The organism is Streptomyces sp. MUSC 14 (genome assembly GCF_001866675.1).
Taxonomy (GTDB): domain Bacteria; phylum Actinomycetota; class Actinomycetes; order Streptomycetales; family Streptomycetaceae; genus Streptomyces.
The window spans coordinates 84,143-101,072 of sequence record NZ_MLYN01000060.1 but is presented as its reverse complement, the minus strand read 5'-3'; the positions used below and the strand labels follow the sequence as shown (position 1 = coordinate 101,072).

Below are 16,930 nucleotides of genomic sequence, written 5' to 3'. Positions count from 1 at the left end.
CCCGGCGGGCGGGCTGGTCGCCTCCTATCGCACCGCGATAATCAGATGTATCCGTGTGGGGCGCGCGCCGGGCGTGGGCGGTTCGGCCCACGCCTGTCACTCGTTCGCGTCGTCCGGCTTGCTGTTGTCCGGCCCGGCCGTTCGCGCGGCGCCCGGTGCGCCGGCCGGCTTCGACCACGGCCACCGGAGCCCGCCGCCGGAGATGTCGTCCGGGTCGTGGAGGTACTTCCACCCCTGGATCAGGCCCAGCCGCCTGCTGTGCCCGCGCGCCACACGGCGGTAGACGAGCACCGTGGCCGGGCCGCCGTCCGGGTCGGGCACGGGGATGCGGTACGTCTTCGGGGGGTGCCCGGTCGGTCCGAGGGCGACCGGCAGCACCCGCCCGTCCATCGGTCCGCCCTCGAAGGGGATGTCCTCGCTCTTCACGGGCTCAGTCTCCGCCATCCCCGGTGAGCGTGCCGACGAGGGCGGCCGTCTGCGGGTCGCGGCCCGCGGTGACGGTGAGGACGGCCACGAACTGCTCCACCAGCCACGCGCGCAGCTCCTCGACCGGCGGCTGCTTGCCCTCGTCGAGCCAGATGAGGGAGGCCGCCTCGACGGCCGTGATCCACGTACGCACGGTCATCCGCAGCCGGGGGCCGGGGGCGGCGACGCCGAGATGGCGGTAGATGTGCTCGGCGGCGGCCCGGCGGACCCCGTCCACGGTGGCGGTGGTGCGGGAGGTCTCCACCACGCTGCCGCCCTGGAGCAGCGCGCTGAAGCCGGTGTCGTGCTCGTCGACGAAGGCCAGATAGCGGTCGACGGCGTGGCCGAGCCGGGCCAGCAGCGGGCCCTGAAGCGGCTCGTCGAAGCACTGCTGGAGCTCTTCGGCGGCCGACCGCAGCGCGGCCTCGTACAGCTGCTGCTTGCCGCCCGGGAAGTACCGGTACACCAGCGGGCGCGAGACTCCGGCCGCCTCCGCCACGTCGTCCAGCGACACGTCCTCGGGCGCGCGGTGCGCGAAGAGGGTCAGGGCGGCGTCGAGGAGCTGGCTTCGCCGCTCCTCGACGCTGAGCCGACGGTAGGCGGGGGTGGCGGGCGGGGTCATGAACCGCAGCCTAATCGCTCCGCTCGGGGCGCCGTCCTTCGTCTGCGGCTCCGTCGTGGCTGATCGCGCCCACGCGGCGGAGCCGCATATCGATACAGTCCCGCGCCCTTCGGGGCGCGCCCCAGCCCCTGCTACGCCAGCAGCCCCGACGACCTCCACAGCCGCCGCCCGACACCCCGCAGCACCCCGATGTCGTCCAGGAAGTCCGTCAGCCGCTTCGCGCCCGTCTGCATGACCTCCCGGCGGTGGCCGCTCTCCTTCACCTGGGCCATCGCCTCCCGTTTGTCGAGGCCTACGTTCGTGTAGACGTCGGGGTTGACGAAGGCGACCGAGAAGACGCGGGCGAACTCGCCGGAGGTGACCCGGGTGAACTCCTGCGACCACTTCGGGGCGGTCAGCATCTGGCGCCGCAGCTCCTCACGGGCGTAGCGGACATGGCGCGCCTCCTCGACCACGTGGATGCGCGTGACGCCCCGGACGAGGGGCTGGACGCGCTCGTCCGGGAAGGTCAGGCGCTGCATCCAGTCCAGGACCTCCTCGCCCAGCAGGGTCGCCGTGAAGGAGCCGGGGGTGGTGGAGACGGTCTTGAAGACGCGGCCGAGGTTCAGGTGGGTCCGGCTCACCGGGTACCAGGGTGTGCCGCCGTGCGAGATCAGCCGGGCGAACATCTTCGAGTGCCGGCACTCGTCCTCGATCTCGGTGAGCGCGTAGCGGACGTGCGCGCTCGTGGCCGCCTTGTCGTAGATGTGCCGGACGAGCAACTGCATCAGGATGAGCTCGAACCAGATGCCGAGCGAGGCCAGCGCCGCCGCCTCGTGCTGGGAGAGCAGGATCCGCTGCTCCTCGCTCATCCGCCGCCACATCGGCGTGTCGTACAGCGACACCAGCTCGGGCGGCCAGAACCACTTGCCGGGCTCGAAGGGCGCGTCCCAGTCCAGCTCCTTGTCCGGGTCGAAGGAGTGCTTGGCGGAGGAGGCGAGCAGCCGCTCGGCCACCTGTTCCCGGTCCTTGAGCAGGCCGAGCGCGTCGCGCAGTCCGTCCAGCGCGTCCGCTTCCGTCAGCGTCGTCATGGCTCCCTCACCTCGTTACCCGGGGTACGTCGTCCTGCCTCTTATGAGACTGCCTGTCAGCAAGGGCGTCAATCCCTTGCACATGACTTGTTGACTCCGCGTCTACGTGTGAGCCTGCGGTGTATGCCGACCCATGACCTGTACGCCAACGACCCGGGAGACTCCCTCTGGCAGGTGCCCGCGAGCGGCGCGGCCCGGTTCAACTGGGAGTACGACAACGGCCGCGACCGCCTCCTCGCCCTGTACCAGAAAGGCAAGGACAAGCAGTGGGACGGGCAGAAGCGCATCGACTGGGATCTTGAGGTGGATCCGTACGACGCGCTCGGTACGCCCGAGGAGTCCATGGCCCTGTACGGCACGCCGTACTGGGACAAGATGACCGACCAGGACAAGGGCGAGCTGCGCCGGCACTACGCCTCCTGGCAGTTCAGCCAGTTCCTGCACGGCGAGCAGGGCGCGATGATCTGCGCCGCGCGCATCGTGGAGTCGGTGCCCGACCTGGACGCCAAGTTCTACTCCGCGACCCAGACCATGGACGAGGCCCGGCACGCCGAGATCTACGGCCGGTTCCTGCACGAGAAGGTCGGCCTCGTCTACCCGATCAACGACAACCTGCAGGCCCTGCTCGGGGACACGCTGCGCGACAGCCGCTGGGACATGCCGTACCTGGGCATGCAGGTGCTCATCGAGGGCCTCGCGCTGGCCGCCTTCGGGATGATCCGGGACACCACCACCAAGCCGCTGCCCCAGCAGATCCTGGCCTACGTCATGCAGGACGAGGCCCGGCACGTGGCCTTCGGCCGGATGGCCCTGCGGGACTACTACAAGCAGCTCACCGACGCCGAACTGCGCGAGCGCGAGGAGTTCGTCATCGAGGGCTGCTATCTGATGCGCGACCGGCTGCGCGGCGAGGAGGTGCTGGAGAACTTCGGCATCCCGAAGGCCGAGGCGGCGGAGCTGAGCGAGCACTCCGAGTTCCTCCAGCTCTTCCGCAAACTGCTGTTCAGCCGCATCGTGCCGTGCGTCAAGGACATCGGCCTGTGGGGCGAGCGGCTCCAGCGGGCCTATGTGGACATGGGGGTGTTCGAACTGGGTGACGCCAGCCTCGACCTGCTCATGGCCCAGGACGAGGAACTGGCCGAGCGGCTGGACGCCGAGCGCTTCGCGGCCGAGGAACGCGCACGGGTGGCGGAGGTCCGCGAGGCCGTCGACGCGGGGGCGGCCGAGGGGGCGTCGTCCGGACCGGGCCGGCCGTGACGAGCGGTGCGGGCCGGCCGGCCCGAGCGGGGTCATGGGGGTCCCCCGCGCTGGGGGTGCCCCCTCCGGGGGCGCATGCCAGGGCCCGCGACGCCGGGATGATCCAAGCGGCAACCCCCTGGGTCTGAGCCCGCGGACCGTGCGGGCGGGGAGGTTCACCCAGGTGCAGTAGCGTGCTGGCGTGTCCATGCCTCCGCCACCGCAGCAGCCGCAGCCGTCGTACGGGCCGCAGCCTCCCTATGGCCGGCAGCCCCCGTACGGTCCGCCGCCGCAGCCTGCCCCCGGCCCGTACGGCTCCCCGTACGCATCGCGGCAGCCCTGTCCGCAGCAGCCGTACCCGCCGCAGTCCTATCCCCAGCAGCAGCCCTACCCGGCCTGGGGGGTGCCGCCCATGGCGGCGCCGCCGAGGAAGCGCCGGGTCGGGCTGGTCCTGGGGATCGTGGGCGGTGTCGTCACGCTCGTCGTCGTGGGGCTCGTCCTGCTCGGGGCGGTGCTCGGCAGCGGCTTCCCCGCGGCGAAGAACAAGCTCACGCTGCCGAAGACGCTGGTCGGCGGCAGGTTCCAGCTGTCCCAGGATCTCTCCGACTCCGAGGGCAAGAAGATCGAGGACGAGGCCGACGGCGCCTGGGACGCCAAGGACGTCCACGCCGTGATCGCCTCGTACACCCTGAACGGCGACGCGAGCCAGGGCACCATGGCGGTGTCGGGCATGTACGGCCGCTTCAGCAACGCCGACAAGGCCCGCGTCGACATGCTGAAGGGCGCGTCCGAGGCGGACGGCATGACGGTGGCGGTGGCGCGCAAGGACTTCACCGACAGCGGCTCGCCCACGGTCAGCTGTGAGGTGCTGACGGAGAAGAGGGTCGGTGCGACCTTGACCTACCCCGCGTGCGCCTGGAACGACGGCAACACGGGGGCCATGGTCGCCTCGGTCACCGCCAAGTCGGCCACGCAGGACCCGTCCCAGGTGGACCTCGCGTTCTACGCGAAGCTCACCCTCCAGGTCCGCTCGGAGATGATCAGACCGATCGGCTGACCGCCTCGGTCTCCCGCGGCGCCGGGAACGACGTGCGCAGCGTGAAGGCGTACGGCGTCGCGCCGTGCGCCCTCAGGTGCAGCAGCCGGTCCTCCGCCTCGGCGACCGTCGGCCGGTGGCCGGCCGGCACCCACCACAGCACGGCCGTCGCCTCCTCCAGCTTCTCGAACCAGTCCCGGCGCCGGGCCAGCAACTCCCGGTGCTGCCCCTGGTACATGAACGCCGTCAGCGCGTTCGTGTCCCGCCAGGTCGACATGTTGATGATGAGCCACTCGTCACCGAGGACCGGGATGTCGGTGGCGTTGCCGGAGTCGCTCTGCAACCGCCAGACGAACCCGTCCGCGGCGTCCGCCACCGCGTTCACCGGGTCGAGCGCGTCGGCGAAGTCCTTCAACTCGGGCGAGTCCAGCGGGAACTTGAGGCGGGCGATGTTGACTTCGGCGAGTTCGTGCGCGGCTGGCGTATGCGGCATGACCGAACGGTAGGTCGGCCGCGGCCGTCCTCGGAACCCCCGTCTCACTTCCCGAGCACCGCCCGCATCACGGCCCGCGCGATCGGTGCCGCGTCCCCGCCGCCGCTGATCTCGCCCCGGTCCGCCGAGGCGTCCTCCACCACCACCGCGACCGCCACCTGCGGATCCAGGGTGTTGTCGGCCTGCGCCCAGGAGACGAACCAGGCATACGGCACACCGGAGTTGCCGACCCCGTGCTGCGCGGTGCCGGTCTTGCCGCCGACCAGGGCGCCGGGGATGGCCGCCCGGGTGCCGGTGCCCTCCTGGACCACGTCCGCCATCAGCTCCCTGAGCCGCGTGGCCGTCGGCGGGCTCATCACCCGCTGCACCGGATGCGCCCCGCTCCCGGAGAGGACCTCACCGTCGTGCCCGGTGATCCGCGCGACCAGGTAGGGGGAGTGCAGCAGACCGCCGTCGGCGACGGCCGCCGCGACCATCGCCATCTGCAGGGGCGTGGCCCGTGTGTTGTACTGCCCGATCGACGACAGCGCCAGCTGCGCCCGGTCCACGCGCGGGTCGAAGGTGCTGGGCGCCACGCCGAAGGGGATGCGCGCGCCCGCGTCGTTGAACCCGAACGCCTGCGCCATGGCCACCATGTCGTGCGCCCCGACGTCCACGCCGAGCTTGGCGAACACCGTGTTACAGGACCACTCGAAGGCCGCCCGCAGCGAGGCGTCCGCGCAGCCGTCGGCCTCGTTGGTCAGCCGCGTCGTGGTGCCCGGCAGCCGGTAGGGGTCGGGGGAGTCGGTGTCCGCGTCCAGGTCGGTGACCACGCCCGCGTCCAGCGCCGCCGCGGCGGTGACCACCTTGAACGTCGAGCCCGGCGGATAGGTCTGCCGTACCGCCCGGTTGAGCATCGGCTTCTCCGGGTCGTGGCTCAGCCGCTCCCACGCCGAGGTCACCGCCTCGCCGTTGCCGGACAGCTGCCCGGGGTCGTACGAGGGGCTCGACACCAGCGCCAGCACGCGGCCCGTGGCCGGTTCGATCGCGGCGACCGCGCCCTTGCGCCCGGCGAGCCCCCGGTACGCGGCTTCCTGCGCGGCCCGGTTCAGGGTCGTGACGACGTTCCCGGCCGGGCTGGGCCTGCGCGTCACGTCCTGCCACAGCGGCAGCGGAGACAGCAGCGGATCGGTGCCGGAGAGCACCCCGTCCGCGGCGTGCTCCAGGAACGTGGTGCCGTACAGCTGCGAGGCGAAGCCGGTCACCGGGGCGTACAACGGGCCGTTGCGGTAGGCGCGTTCGTAGCGCAGCTGCTCGCCGGTGTCGGTGGATCCGGTGACCGGCTCGCCGCCGACCAGGATGTCGCCGCGCGGCTGGCTGTAACGGGCGATCGTGGCACGGCGGTTGGCCGGATTGGCGTCGTAGATCCGCGACTGCACCACCTGCACCCGGGCCGCGTTGAGCAGCAGGGCCGCGAGCAGCAGCGCGCAGAACCCCCAGGCGCGGCGGATGTACCGGGCCATGGGCCGCCCGCCGTCGGGGAGGCCGGCGTGGTCGGGGTGGCCGGGATCGCTCACGGGGCCTCCCGCCCGTCGTACTGGCTGCGTGCCGAGTCGCTGACCCGGATCAGCAGGGCCACGATCGCCCAGTTGGTGACCACCGAGGAACCGCCCTGGGCGAGGAACGGCATCGCCATGCCGGTCAGCGGGATCAGCCCCGTCACCCCGCCCGCGATCACGAACACCTGGAGCGCGAGCAGCGAGGCGAGTCCGACGGCGAGGAGCCGGCCGAACGGCTCGCGCAGCGCGAGCCCCGCCCGGAAGCCGCGCTCCACGAGCAGGGCGTACAGCAGGAAGATCGCCGCGAGCCCGGCGAGCCCCAGCTCCTCGCCCGCCGTCGCCAGGATGAAGTCCGACTTGACGGCGAAGCCGATCAGCACGGAGTGCCCGAGCCCGAGCCCGGTGCCGGTCACCCCGCCGGCCGCGAACGCGAACAGCGACTGGGACAGCTGGTTGGGCCCGTTCCCGGCGTCGATCGTGTGGAACGGATACAGCCAGTCCTCGATCCGCCCGCCCACATGCGGCTCGAACCGCCCGACGGCATCGGCGCCCAGCACCGCCAGCAGCAGCCCGACCGCGATCCACCCCGTCCGCCCGGTGGCGACGTACAGCAGCACCACGAACAGCCCGAAGAACAGCAGTGAGGTGCCGAGGTCCCGCTCCAGGACCAGCACGCCGACGCTCAGCAGCCAGATCGTCACGATCGGGCCGAGCACCCGCCCGGTCGGGAACTGGAGCCGCCACAGCCGGCGGCCCGTGTACGCGAGCGCGTTGCGGTTGGCGGCCAGGTACGCGGCGAAGAACACCGCGAGCAGCACCTTCGCGAACTCGCCGGGCTGGATGGAGAATCCGGCGATCCGCAGCCAGATGCGGGCCCCGTTGACGGCAGGGAAGAGGATCGGCAGCGCGAGCAGCACGAGGGCCGCGGCCCCGAACACGTACGCGTACCGCTGGAGCACCCGGTGGTCGCGCAGCAGCAGGACGACGACGGTGAACAGCCCGATCCCGAGGGTGGACCACACCAGCTGGGCGGGTGCGGCGCGATCGTGCGGGGTCTGCAGGTCCAGCCGGTAGATCAGGACCAGCCCGAGCCCGTTGAGCAGCACGCCGATCGGCAGCGGCAGCGGATCGGCGTACGGCGCCCGCAGGCGTACGGCGAGATGGGCGACCAGGGCGAGCACCCCGAGCCCGGCGCCGTAGCCGAGGGCGCCGGGCGGGACGGTGCCGGTCCGGGCGAGCCCCACCGCGCAGTAGCCGTACACGCACAACAGGACGGCCAGCACGATCAGGGCGAGTTCGAAGCCACGGCGCCGGGGGAGGCGTACGGCGGGGGCGGGCCTGCGCGCCGCCGCCAGGGTGGTTCCGGCCTTGGTCATGCCCGGAACCTACCCATATGAGGCGTCTTGTGGGCTGTGCCCACTAACACGAGCGCGGCGCGGGGCCGACGTTGGCGATGTAACGTGCCGACCCCCAGGCCCAGGTGCCGTTCGTCAGCAGGTACCAGACCGGGTTGCCGCGCACCGCGTCGCCGGAGGTCTTGCAGTAGATGGAGACCTGCTCGCCCTGCTTGACGAACCGCACCTGCCGGTTGCTGCGGTCCGGCCGCTCCCGCAGCCAGATGCCGCCCTTGGCGGTGACGACACCTCGGTAGTGCCCGAGGCCCTCCTCGCCCCCCTTGCCGCCGGCGCTGGCGGGGGCGATGGAGGCGGTGGCGAGGAGGGCGCCGGCGGCGGCCGCTACGGCGAGTGATCGGGTGAGGGAACGGGGCAGGGACATGTGAGCCTCCTGAAAAGGGGCGAAACCTTACTGTTCGCCACATTACGAGGCGTCAGGTGGCCCAGCCCGGCACGACGCTCTCTCAGAGGCCCGGGGATTCGTCCACCGGGAGGATCAGCGTGGCCACCGCGCCCCCGTCCACCGCGTTGGCGAACACCAGCCGCGCGCCCAGCACCTCCGCCTGACCCATGGCGATGGTGAGCCCCAGCCCGTGCCCCGTGGCCCCGCCCTCCGTGCGGAACCGCTGCGGCCCATGGGCCACCAGGTACCTCGGATACCCGCCCCCGTGGTCCCGCACCGTCACCACCGGCCCGTCCACCGTCAGCACCACCGGCAGCCCGCCGTGCTTGTGCGCGTTGGCCACCAGGTTCCCCAGCACCCGCTCCAGCCGCCGCCGGTCGGTGTCCACGCGCGCGTTACGGACGATCCGCACCTCCGTGTCGGTGCCCGACGCCCGCACCACCCGCCGGGCCAGCGCCCCCAGCTCCTCGGTGCCGACCTCCAGCTTCTCCCGCCCGGTGTCGAGCCGGGAGATCTCCAGCAGGTCCTCGGTGAGGGTGCGCAGCGCCGCCACCCGGTCCCGCACCAGCTCCGTCGGCCGGCCCGGCGGCAGCAGCTCCGCGGCCGCGTGCAGCCCGGTCAGCGGGGTGCGCAGCTCGTGCGCCACGTCCGCCGTGAACCGCTGCTCGCTCAGCAGCTTGCTCTGCAGCGTGGAGGCCATCGTGTCCAGCGCCGCCGCGACCGCGGCCACCTCGTCCTGCGGCCGGGACGGGTCCTTGGTCAGCAGGTCGTCCACGCGTGCGTCCAGGTCGCCGGTGCTGATCCGCCGGGCCACGCGCGCGGTGGCGTGCAGCCGCCGGGTCACCCGGGTCACCGCGAACACGCCGACCAGCACGGTCACCCCGATCGCGAGCACCGACGACCACAGGATCGAGGTGTCGAGCCCGGTGATCGTCCGGGCCTGCTGCGAGTAGTCCAGCTCCACGGCCAGCGCCCGGTGCCCGGCCACCGGGCCCGCCGCCCACATGGTCGGGTGCCCCCGGTGCGTGGAGACCATCGTGCCCCGCTGCCCGGTGGCCGCCAGTGACCGCAGCGGTGCGGGCAGCCCCTCGGGGTCCACGCCGGCGTCCGGCAGCAGCGTGTCCCCGGCCTCGTACGTCTGGGTGGCGTCGTCGAGCCGGGACAGTGCCTGCTCGCGGGCCTGGTTGACGGTCCGGTCGGTCACCGAGACGTGCACCAGGACGCCGAGCAGCGCAGCCAGCGCACAGCACATGACCGTGATGAACACGGCCGCCTTCACGGCGAGCGGACCGGCCCACCGCGGCAGACCGGGCTTCACGGGGTGCCCGCCGAGGAGGTGGCAGACGGGGGCGAGGAGGGCGTGGCGGACGGGGAAGGCTTCGAGGTCTTCCGTCCGTCGCCGGTGTGCAGGTACTCGTCCCGCGAGAACACCATCGCGCGCTGTTCCGGGTCCCACACCCAGGTCGTGCGGTACTCGTAGCCGGAGATGTCCGCCGGTGAGCGCTCGATCAGCGCCCGCCCGGCCAGCTCGACCCCGAGGATCGCGTCGTTGTCGGCCAGCACCTGCACCAGCTGGTGCTTCTCGACCGTGTAGACCCGTACCGCCGTCTGGTTGGTCGGGTAGAGCCGGAAGCCGAGCGTCAGATCGTCCTTGCCGTCGCCGGTGAGGTCCCGGTAGTACGGCTTCAGCAGCGGGCAGCGGGCCTCGTCGCCGCCGGGCCGGCAGTCCTTCAGCCGGTCCACGGTCCCGTGGTACGCCCCCTTGGACCCGTAGTCGTCCGGCTCCGCCTTGATCTCCGCCTCGACCACGTCGACCGGGTCCACCTTGCGGATGTCGTCGCCGGGGACCTTGATGCCCTTGACGACCGACCGGGTCGACACGTCGTAGGGGTAGGCCGGGCTGGACGCCGGCCGGAGGTCGGGCCAGAGCTTGGCGGGGCTGACCGCCGTCGGGGTCGGCCCGGCGGCCCGCAGCCCGCCGCGGTCCCCGCAGCCCGATGCCGTCACCGACAGCAGGGCGACGGCGACCGCGGCGAGGGCGATACGCGCGGGACGGCGGACTGGCACGGGGCTCCTGGGGCGGGCGAACGGACGAACAGGCGGGCGGAGGGGCGGACGGACGGGCAGGCCGGGGCTGACGGGGTCGTCCGGGGCCCCGTACAACCTTATGCGTAGTCTCGTATTGCTCGTAATTTTGTAGGGAAGTCCTTTTTGTTCCCTGGTGATGGTGCTGGGCAGAGGTTACTCGGCCAGATCTTCGAGCAGCCGGACGGTCGGCAGTCCCGCGCAGGGCCGCGCGCAGGGGCCGTCTCCGGGGCCCTTCTCCGAGGTGACCGGTCTTGCCCCCGGAGCGCCCCGCCTGTTCCCATGGTCGAGGGGTGATGGCGCATGAACGCACTGCGCGTGGTGCCGGCCTATCGGCACGGCCGGGAAAGGCTCTACGTCTGCCGCCCGGACGGCAGCAACGTCGCCTGGTACGACCGGGAGGCGGGCCGGGTGAACCTGCTCGGCGAGGACAGCAGGGACGACGTACTCCATGCTCTGAAGCCCTTTCTGACCGGCCCGGTGACCGTGGGCCCGCCCCCGGTCCCGACCCCGGCCGAACTGGCCCGGCTGACCCTCCACCCCGACGACGACCTGGCACCCAACCGCCCCGGCGAGGCCCTCCTCGTCGCCCTCGACCGCGACCCCGGTCCCGCCCACCGGCTGCGCCCCGATCCGCGCCGCCGCGCCCTGACCGCCGAGCAGACCGTCGGCCAGGCCCTCGACGCCCTGGAGGGCGCCGGCTGGCACACCCTGCACTCCCTCGCGCTGCCCGGCGGCGACCGCATCCACCATCTGCTGCTCGGCCCCGGCGGCGTCTTCACCGTCCACGCCCTGTACGCCCGCAAGGCCCGGATCCTGGTCGCCGACCCCATGGTCACCGTCGGGCGCCGTGATCCCGAGCCCCTCCTGCGCCGCCTGCGCGCGGACGCCGACCGCGCCTCCTACGCCCTGACCGCCGAGGTCCGCCCGGTCCTGGCCCTCGCGGGCCCCACCGAGGTGACGGTCACCGCCCGGCCGCGCACGGTACGGATCCTCCAGGACGCGGACCTGGCGGACCTGGCCCGGCTGGGCGGGGTGCTGAAGCCGGCGGACGTGGAGGCCCTGCACGGCATGGCACGGGACCGGAACACGTGGGAGAGGGTGTAGACGCCGACGGTCACCCGGGCAGCGGGGCCGCCGCCTCCGGGTCCAGCAGGGGTGCCATCAGCTCGCCGAGGTCCCGCAGGCGCGGGGCGATGTCCTGAGCCTGGAACTCCAGCTGGGCCGGGCTGCGGCAGTCCGCGACCTCGTCCCAGGTGACCGGAGCGGAGACGAGCGGTGTGGGGCGGGCGCGCAGGGTGTAGGGCGTGGCCGTGGTCTTGCGCGCGGCGTTCTGGCTCCAGTCGACGAACACCTTGCCCGGCCGCAGGCTCCTGGTCATCCGGTGCACCACCAGCCGGGGCAGGGCCCGCTCGGCCTCGACGGCGAGCGCCCTGGCGTACTCGCTGGTCCGCTCCGCGGACGAGCCCCGCACGGCGGCCAGCAGATGCAGCCCCTTCGACCCGGCGGTCTTCGGGTACGCCTCGATCCCGTCCGCCGCGAGCCGCTCGCGCAGCCACAGGGCCACCTCGCAGCAGTGGACGAGATGGGCGGGCGGCCCCGGATCGAGATCGAACACCAGCCGGTCGGCCTCGTCGGGCCGCTGCACGAGCCACTGGTGCGTATGGAACTCGGCGACGAGATTCGCGGCCCAGACGAGGCTGGCCAGATCCTGTACGACGACCATCCGGGCCGGGCCCTCCGACCGGGGCACCTCGGCGGTGGTGACCCACTCGGGCGTACCCGGCGGCACGTTCTTGGTGAAGAAGACCTGCCCCTCGGGCCCGTCCGGATAGCGCAGGAAGGAGACGGCACGGTCGCGCAGATGCGGCAGCAGCGCGTCGGCGCTGGTCGCGTAGTAGTGCACCAGCTCCGCCTTGGTGAATCCGGTCCGCGGATACAGCACCTTCTCCAGGTTGCTGAGCGCGACCCGCCGTCCCGCCACCTCTGTCATAGGCGTCATAAGATGACAATCCCAGACAGAGCGGTGCAACCGTCGGAAGGGTGCGGCACGTGCGGTCGATATGGAACGGCGCGATCTCCTTCGGTCTCGTCAGCATCCCGATCAAGCTGGTGAACGCCACGGAGAGCCACTCGGTCTCCTTCCGCCAGATCCACACCGAGGACGGCGGCCGCATCCGCTACCGCAAGATCTGCGAACTGGAGGACCGCGAGGTCAGCGGCGCCGAGATCGGCAAGGGCTACGAGGACGCGGACGGCACGATCATCCCGATCACCGACGACGACCTCTCCCACCTCCCCATCCCCACCGCCCGCACGATCGAGATCGTGGCCTTCGTGCCGGCCGACCGGATCGACCCGCTCCAGATGGACGCGGCGTACTACCTGGCCGCGAGCGGGGCCCCGGCCGCCAAGCCGTACGTCCTCCTCCGCGAGGCCCTCAAGCGCAGCAACAAGGTGGCCATCGCGAAGTACGCCCTGCGCGGCCGCGAACGACTCGGCATGCTGCGGGTGGTCGGCGACGCCATCGCCATGCACGGCCTGCTCTGGCCGGACGAGGTGCGTGCCCCGGAAGGCGTCGCCCCGGACCTCGACGTCACCGTCCGCGACAAGGAACTCGACCTCGCCGACGCCCTGATGGACACCCTGGGCGAGGTCGACCTGGCGGACCTGCACGACGAGTACCGGGAGGCCCTGGAGGAGGTCATCGCCGCGAAGGCCTCCGGCGAGGCCCCGCCCGAGACCCCGGCCCCGGCGGCCGGCGGCAGGGTCCTCGACCTGATGGCGGCCCTGGAGAGCAGCGTGCGAGCGGCCCGCGAGTCCCGCGGCGAACCCCCCTCGGACGTCGAGGCGGAGGTCAGACGCCTGCCGAGCAAGACCGCCGCCGCCCGGAAGAAGACCCCTGCCGCCAAGAAGACGGCGACGGCGAAGAAGCCGACAGCCAAGTCCGCCGCGAAGAAGACCACGAAGCCGACGACGAGAAAGCCCGCGCCCCGCAAGCGGTCGGCCTAGACACCTGCCGACACCCTGCAGCGGGCCTGAGCCACACACAAAAAACCCCGCCCAGCGAACTCGCTGACGGCGGGGTCTTTCGGCACTCCCTGCGAAGTGCCCCCGGCAGGATTCGAACCTGCGCACACGGCTCCGGAGGCCGTTGCTCTATCCCCTGAGCTACGGGGGCGTGTCGGCTGTTGAGCGCTTCGCTCTCGGCGACGAGTAGAACACTAGCAGGTCCGGCGGGGTGATCAGGAACCCGTTTGCGGGGTGGGGGCGGGGCGCGGTGGGGCCGGTGTGCGGTGCTCGGTGGAACGGGTCCCCTGTACGGGGCGGAAGTGGGGAAAACCCGGACGCGGTGGCCGGTCCGGACCTACTCTCGACGTGTGCCAGGCGCCTCGGGTCGGGTGCTTGTTGTGGACGACAACAAGGTCATCCGGCAGCTGATCAGGGTCAATCTCGAGCTGGAAGGGCTCGAGGTCGTGACCGCGGCCGATGGTGCCGAGTGTCTGGACGTGGTGCACCAGGTGCGGCCCGATGTCGTGACCCTCGATGTCGTCATGCCTCGGCTGGACGGCCTGCGCACGGCGGCCCGGCTGCGCGCCGATCCCCGTACGCACGATCTGCCGCTCGCCATCATCAGCGCGTGCACGCAGTACGAGGTCGAGAGCGGCCTCGACGTCGGAGTCGACGCCTTCCTCGCCAAACCCTTCGAGCCGGCCGACCTGGTCCGGCTCGTCAAGCAGCTCATCCAGCGCGGGGACGGCCGTGGGGCAGCGGGGCACAGGGGAGCCGGCGGGCGCCACGGCGGCGCGGACGGGGGCGGCGACGGCGAGGGCGACGGGGACGAGGAGCCGGGCGGAAGCGGCGAGGGCGACGGCACCGACGGCATGTACGGCTGCCGGGTCTCCTACGGTGGCCGGATCCAGAAGTGAAACCTTCCGAAACCCCCTTGAATCCCCCGCCCGTCCCGCAGTGAGAAACCACGTCGCATACCCACCCCCTCCCTCCCCTACGCTTGTCTCGTGACCCCCGTCGAGTTGTCCCGCACCGTGCTGCACGCGGTGCGTCGTGCTGTGGACGACGGGGAGCTGAGCGTGACCGTGCCCGAGCGGGCCGTGGTGACCGCGCCGGGGCCCGGGGGGTGCGGGGACTACGCCACGTCCATCGCCCTCCAGCTCTCCCGGCCGGCCGGGCAGCCTTCACAGCGGGTCGCCGCGATCCTGCTGCCCCGGCTCGCCGACGCCGACGGCATCCGCGACGTCGTCGTCACCGGCCCCGGGTTCCTCAACATCAGCCTCGCCGAGCAGGCACAGGCCGACCTCGTCACCGCCGTCGTCCGCGAGGTCGGTGCCCGCGGTGCCGCGTACGGCCACGGCGACGCCCTCGCCGGGCGGATCGTCGCGCTGCGCGTGCCGTACGAGGTCCGGGCCGAGGTCGTCGCCGACGCCGTCGTACGACTGGTCGCCGCGCAGGGCGGGCGGGCCACCGTCGAGCACGGCGGGCCCGTCAACCTGCGGCCCGTGCCCGCGCCGGAGGACCCCGCTCCGCTCGGGGCCGACGCCGCCCGGTGGGCGTTGCTGCATCCCGCGCCGCACGACCGGCCCCGGATCACCGCCGATCACCTCGTCCAGCGGGAGAGCAATCCGCTGTTCCGGGTGCGGTACGCCCACGCGCGTGTCCGGTCCCTCACCCGCAACGCCGGCCGTCTGGGCTTCGACGCCGAGCCCGGCCCACTCGACAGCGGTACCGCCCACCGCGAGCTGCTCGCCGCCCTCGCCGAACACCCCCGTATCCTCGCCGCGGCCGCCACCCACCGTGCCCCGGACCGGCTCGCCCGGCATCTCGTCACCGTCGCCGATGCCGCGCTGCCCTTCCTCGCCTCCGTGCTTCCCTGCGGCGAGGAGAAACCCTCGGCCGCCCACCGCGCCCGGCTCGCGCTCGCCGAAGCCGCCGGGACGGTGCTGGCCGGCGGCCTGTCCCTGCTCGGCATCGACGCACCCGAACATCTCTGAGGCCGAAGAAGCAGATGAGCCCCGGAGAGAGACAGAGAGTCTGAGAGCCACCGTCATGAGCCGTTCCGCCCATCCCGCCGGGCCCCGTCACGCCGACGTCCTGCCCGAGGGCCATTACTCCGCGCCGCCCGCCGATCTGAACACCCTCGACCACAAGGTGTGGGCCCAGACCGTCGGGCGGGACGCCGACGGGGTCGTCACCGTCGGCGGGGTCGACGTCAGGCGGCTCGCCGAGGAGTTCGGGACCCCCGCGTACATCCTCGACGAGGCCGACTTCCGGGCCAGGGCGCGTGCCTGGCGCACCGCCTTCGGGCCCGACGCCGACGTGTTCTACGCCGGCAAGGCCTTCCTCTCGCGTGCCGTCGTGCGGTGGCTCGACGAGGAGGGGCTCAACCTCGACGTGTGTTCCGGCGGGGAACTGGCCACCGCGCTGTCCGCCGGCATGCCCGCCGAGCGCATCGCCTTCCACGGCAACAACAAGTCCACGGACGAGATCCGTCGCGCCGTCGAGGCCGGGGTGGGGCGGATCGTGCTCGACTCGTTCCAGGAGATCGTGCGGGTCGCCCACATCGCGCAGTCCCTCGGCAAGCGGCAGAAGGCCCAGATCCGGATCACGGTCGGCGTGGAAGCGCACACCCACGAGTTCATCGCCACCGCCCACGAGGACCAGAAGTTCGGGATCCCGCTCGCCGGCGGGCAGGCCGCCGAGGCCGTGCGACGGGCCCTCCAGCTCGACGGGCTCGAACTGATCGGCATCCACTCCCACATCGGGTCGCAGATCTTCGACATGTCCGGCTTCGAGGTCGCCGCGCACCGCGTGGTGGGTCTGCTCAAGGACGTCCGGGACGAGCACGGCGTCGAGCTGCCCGAGATCGACCTCGGGGGCGGCCTCGGCATCGCCTACACCAGCGACGACGATCCGCGCGAGCCGCACGAGATCGCGAAGGCCCTCACCGAGATCGTCACCCGGGAGTGCGAGGCCGCCCGGCTGCGTACGCCCCGGATCTCCGTCGAGCCCGGCCGCGCCATCGTCGGGCCCACCGCCTTCACCCTCTACGAGGTCGGCACCGTCAAGCCGCTCGACGGGCTGCGGACGTACGTGTCCGTCGACGGCGGCATGTCCGACAACATCCGCACGGCGCTGTACGACGCCGAGTACAGCGTCGCCCTCGTCTCGCGCACCTCCACCGCCGAGCCCATGCTCGCCCGCGTGGTCGGCAAGCACTGCGAGAGCGGGGACATCGTGGTCAAGGACGCGTTCCTGCCGGCCGACCTGGCGCCGGGGGACCTCATCGCCGTGCCGGCCACGGGCGCGTACTGCCGGTCCATGGCCAGCAACTACAACCACGTCCTGCGGCCGCCCGTCGTCGCCGTGCGGGACGGGGAGGCCCGGGTGATCGTCCGGCGCGAGACGGAGGAGGACCTGCTGCGTCTCGACGTCGGCTAGTCACCGGCCGAACAACAGGGGCTGGAAGATCTCCTGTCGGCCGGCCCCGTACAAATGAAATTCATGTCTCACGATCCGGACCAAGGGTAGAAATGCCCGTCCGGTGAGTGAGACTGGTCCAACCGTAGACGG

General features: G+C 72.2%; 17 protein-coding genes and 1 tRNA gene. 7 read left to right on the top strand and 11 right to left on the bottom strand.

The genetic code is table 11. The annotated features are described in order from the left end of the window. Positions 1–96: 96 nt before the first annotated feature. From BIV25_RS34635 to BIV25_RS34625, 3 genes are all read right to left on the bottom strand, one after another. On the bottom strand, positions 97–444 hold the full coding sequence (locus BIV25_RS34635; RefSeq protein WP_079177060.1) for a hypothetical protein: 348 nt from the start codon (positions 442–444) through the stop codon (positions 97–99). Then, entirely contained in the window at positions 431–1,087 is a 657-nt protein-coding gene (locus BIV25_RS34630) for a TetR/AcrR family transcriptional regulator (protein WP_071376470.1), read from the bottom strand. Before BIV25_RS34630 ends, BIV25_RS34635 begins: the two co-directional genes overlap by 14 nt. Positions 1,088–1,218: 131 nt before the next feature. Further along, a complete protein-coding gene (locus BIV25_RS34625) occupies positions 1,219–2,157 on the bottom strand; it encodes a diiron oxygenase (protein ID WP_071376469.1) in 939 nt (312 codons plus the stop codon). Positions 2,158–2,280: 123 nt separating this feature from the next. Between BIV25_RS34625 and BIV25_RS34620 the strand changes: the two genes are divergently transcribed. Both BIV25_RS34620 and BIV25_RS34615 read left to right on the top strand, forming a co-directional pair. Further along, the gene (locus tag BIV25_RS34620) at positions 2,281–3,414 is read left to right on the top strand and encodes a ferritin-like domain-containing protein (RefSeq protein ID WP_071376468.1); all 1,134 of its coding nucleotides are present in this window, start codon (positions 2,281–2,283) and stop codon (positions 3,412–3,414) included. A 187-nt stretch (positions 3,415–3,601) separates the two neighbouring features. Continuing rightward, positions 3,602–4,450: a hypothetical protein gene (locus tag BIV25_RS34615; protein ID WP_371273099.1), complete on the top strand. Its 849-nt coding sequence runs from the start codon at positions 3,602–3,604 to the stop codon at positions 4,448–4,450. Here BIV25_RS34615 and BIV25_RS34610 read toward each other — a convergent pair. The 6 genes from BIV25_RS34610 to BIV25_RS34585 form a co-directional block, all read right to left on the bottom strand. Further along, entirely contained in the window at positions 4,434–4,922 is a 489-nt protein-coding gene (locus BIV25_RS34610) for a DUF3291 domain-containing protein (protein WP_071376466.1), read from the bottom strand. The two genes, BIV25_RS34615 and BIV25_RS34610, sit on opposite strands and share 17 nt — an antisense overlap. 44 nt (positions 4,923–4,966) lie before the next feature. Further along, positions 4,967–6,424, bottom strand: a complete 1,458-nt coding sequence (locus tag BIV25_RS34605; protein ID WP_071376572.1) for a penicillin-binding transpeptidase domain-containing protein — start codon at positions 6,422–6,424, stop codon at positions 4,967–4,969. A 50-nt stretch (positions 6,425–6,474) separates the two neighbouring features. Next, positions 6,475–7,836, bottom strand: a complete 1,362-nt coding sequence (locus BIV25_RS34600) for an FtsW/RodA/SpoVE family cell cycle protein (protein ID WP_071376465.1) — start codon at positions 7,834–7,836, stop codon at positions 6,475–6,477. A 43-nt stretch (positions 7,837–7,879) separates the two neighbouring features. After that, the gene (locus BIV25_RS34595; protein ID WP_071376464.1) at positions 7,880–8,236 is read right to left on the bottom strand and encodes an SH3 domain-containing protein; all 357 of its coding nucleotides are present in this window, start codon (positions 8,234–8,236) and stop codon (positions 7,880–7,882) included. A gap of 82 nt (positions 8,237–8,318) precedes the next feature. Then, positions 8,319–9,575 (bottom strand): HAMP domain-containing sensor histidine kinase, encoded by a 1,257-nt coding sequence (locus BIV25_RS34590; protein WP_071376463.1) that lies wholly within the window; start codon positions 9,573–9,575, stop codon positions 8,319–8,321. Next, the gene (locus BIV25_RS34585) at positions 9,572–10,324 is read right to left on the bottom strand and encodes a hypothetical protein (protein ID WP_071376462.1); all 753 of its coding nucleotides are present in this window, start codon (positions 10,322–10,324) and stop codon (positions 9,572–9,574) included. Before BIV25_RS34585 ends, BIV25_RS34590 begins: the two co-directional genes overlap by 4 nt. Positions 10,325–10,645: 321 nt before the next feature. Here BIV25_RS34585 and BIV25_RS34580 point away from each other — a divergent pair, with 321 nt between their 5' ends. After that, positions 10,646–11,449 carry a nuclease-related domain-containing protein gene (locus BIV25_RS34580; protein WP_071376461.1) on the top strand — a complete coding sequence of 268 codons (804 nt, stop codon included), beginning with the start codon at positions 10,646–10,648 and terminating at the stop codon, positions 11,447–11,449. Between the two features lie 10 nt (positions 11,450–11,459). On the opposite strand, the gene ligD is transcribed toward BIV25_RS34580, so the two are convergent. Then, positions 11,460–12,344 (bottom strand): non-homologous end-joining DNA ligase, encoded by an 885-nt coding sequence (gene ligD / locus BIV25_RS34575; protein ID WP_071376460.1) that lies wholly within the window; start codon positions 12,342–12,344, stop codon positions 11,460–11,462. A 41-nt stretch (positions 12,345–12,385) separates the two neighbouring features. Between ligD and BIV25_RS34570 the strand changes: the two genes are divergently transcribed. Continuing rightward, the gene (locus BIV25_RS34570; protein WP_177235515.1) at positions 12,386–13,354 is read left to right on the top strand and encodes a Ku protein; all 969 of its coding nucleotides are present in this window, start codon (positions 12,386–12,388) and stop codon (positions 13,352–13,354) included. Between the two features lie 97 nt (positions 13,355–13,451). Here BIV25_RS34570 and BIV25_RS34565 read toward each other — a convergent pair. Next, positions 13,452–13,523: transfer RNA gene (locus tag BIV25_RS34565), tRNA-Arg, on the bottom strand. Between the two features lie 229 nt (positions 13,524–13,752). Between BIV25_RS34565 and BIV25_RS34560 the strand changes: the two genes are divergently transcribed. The 3 genes from BIV25_RS34560 to lysA all read left to right on the top strand — a co-directional run bounded on the left by BIV25_RS34560 (position 13,753) and on the right by lysA (position 16,798). Beyond that, positions 13,753–14,271: a response regulator gene (locus tag BIV25_RS34560; protein ID WP_071376459.1), complete on the top strand. Its 519-nt coding sequence runs from the start codon at positions 13,753–13,755 to the stop codon at positions 14,269–14,271. 90 nt (positions 14,272–14,361) lie between these two features. Further along, positions 14,362–15,351 (top strand): ArgS-related anticodon-binding protein NrtL, encoded by a 990-nt coding sequence (gene nrtL, locus BIV25_RS34555; protein ID WP_071376458.1) that lies wholly within the window; start codon positions 14,362–14,364, stop codon positions 15,349–15,351. A 55-nt stretch (positions 15,352–15,406) separates the two neighbouring features. Further along, positions 15,407–16,798, top strand: coding sequence for a diaminopimelate decarboxylase (lysA, locus tag BIV25_RS34550; RefSeq protein WP_071376457.1), 1,392 nt, complete (start codon positions 15,407–15,409; stop codon positions 16,796–16,798). The last annotated feature ends 132 nt before the right edge of the window (positions 16,799–16,930 follow it).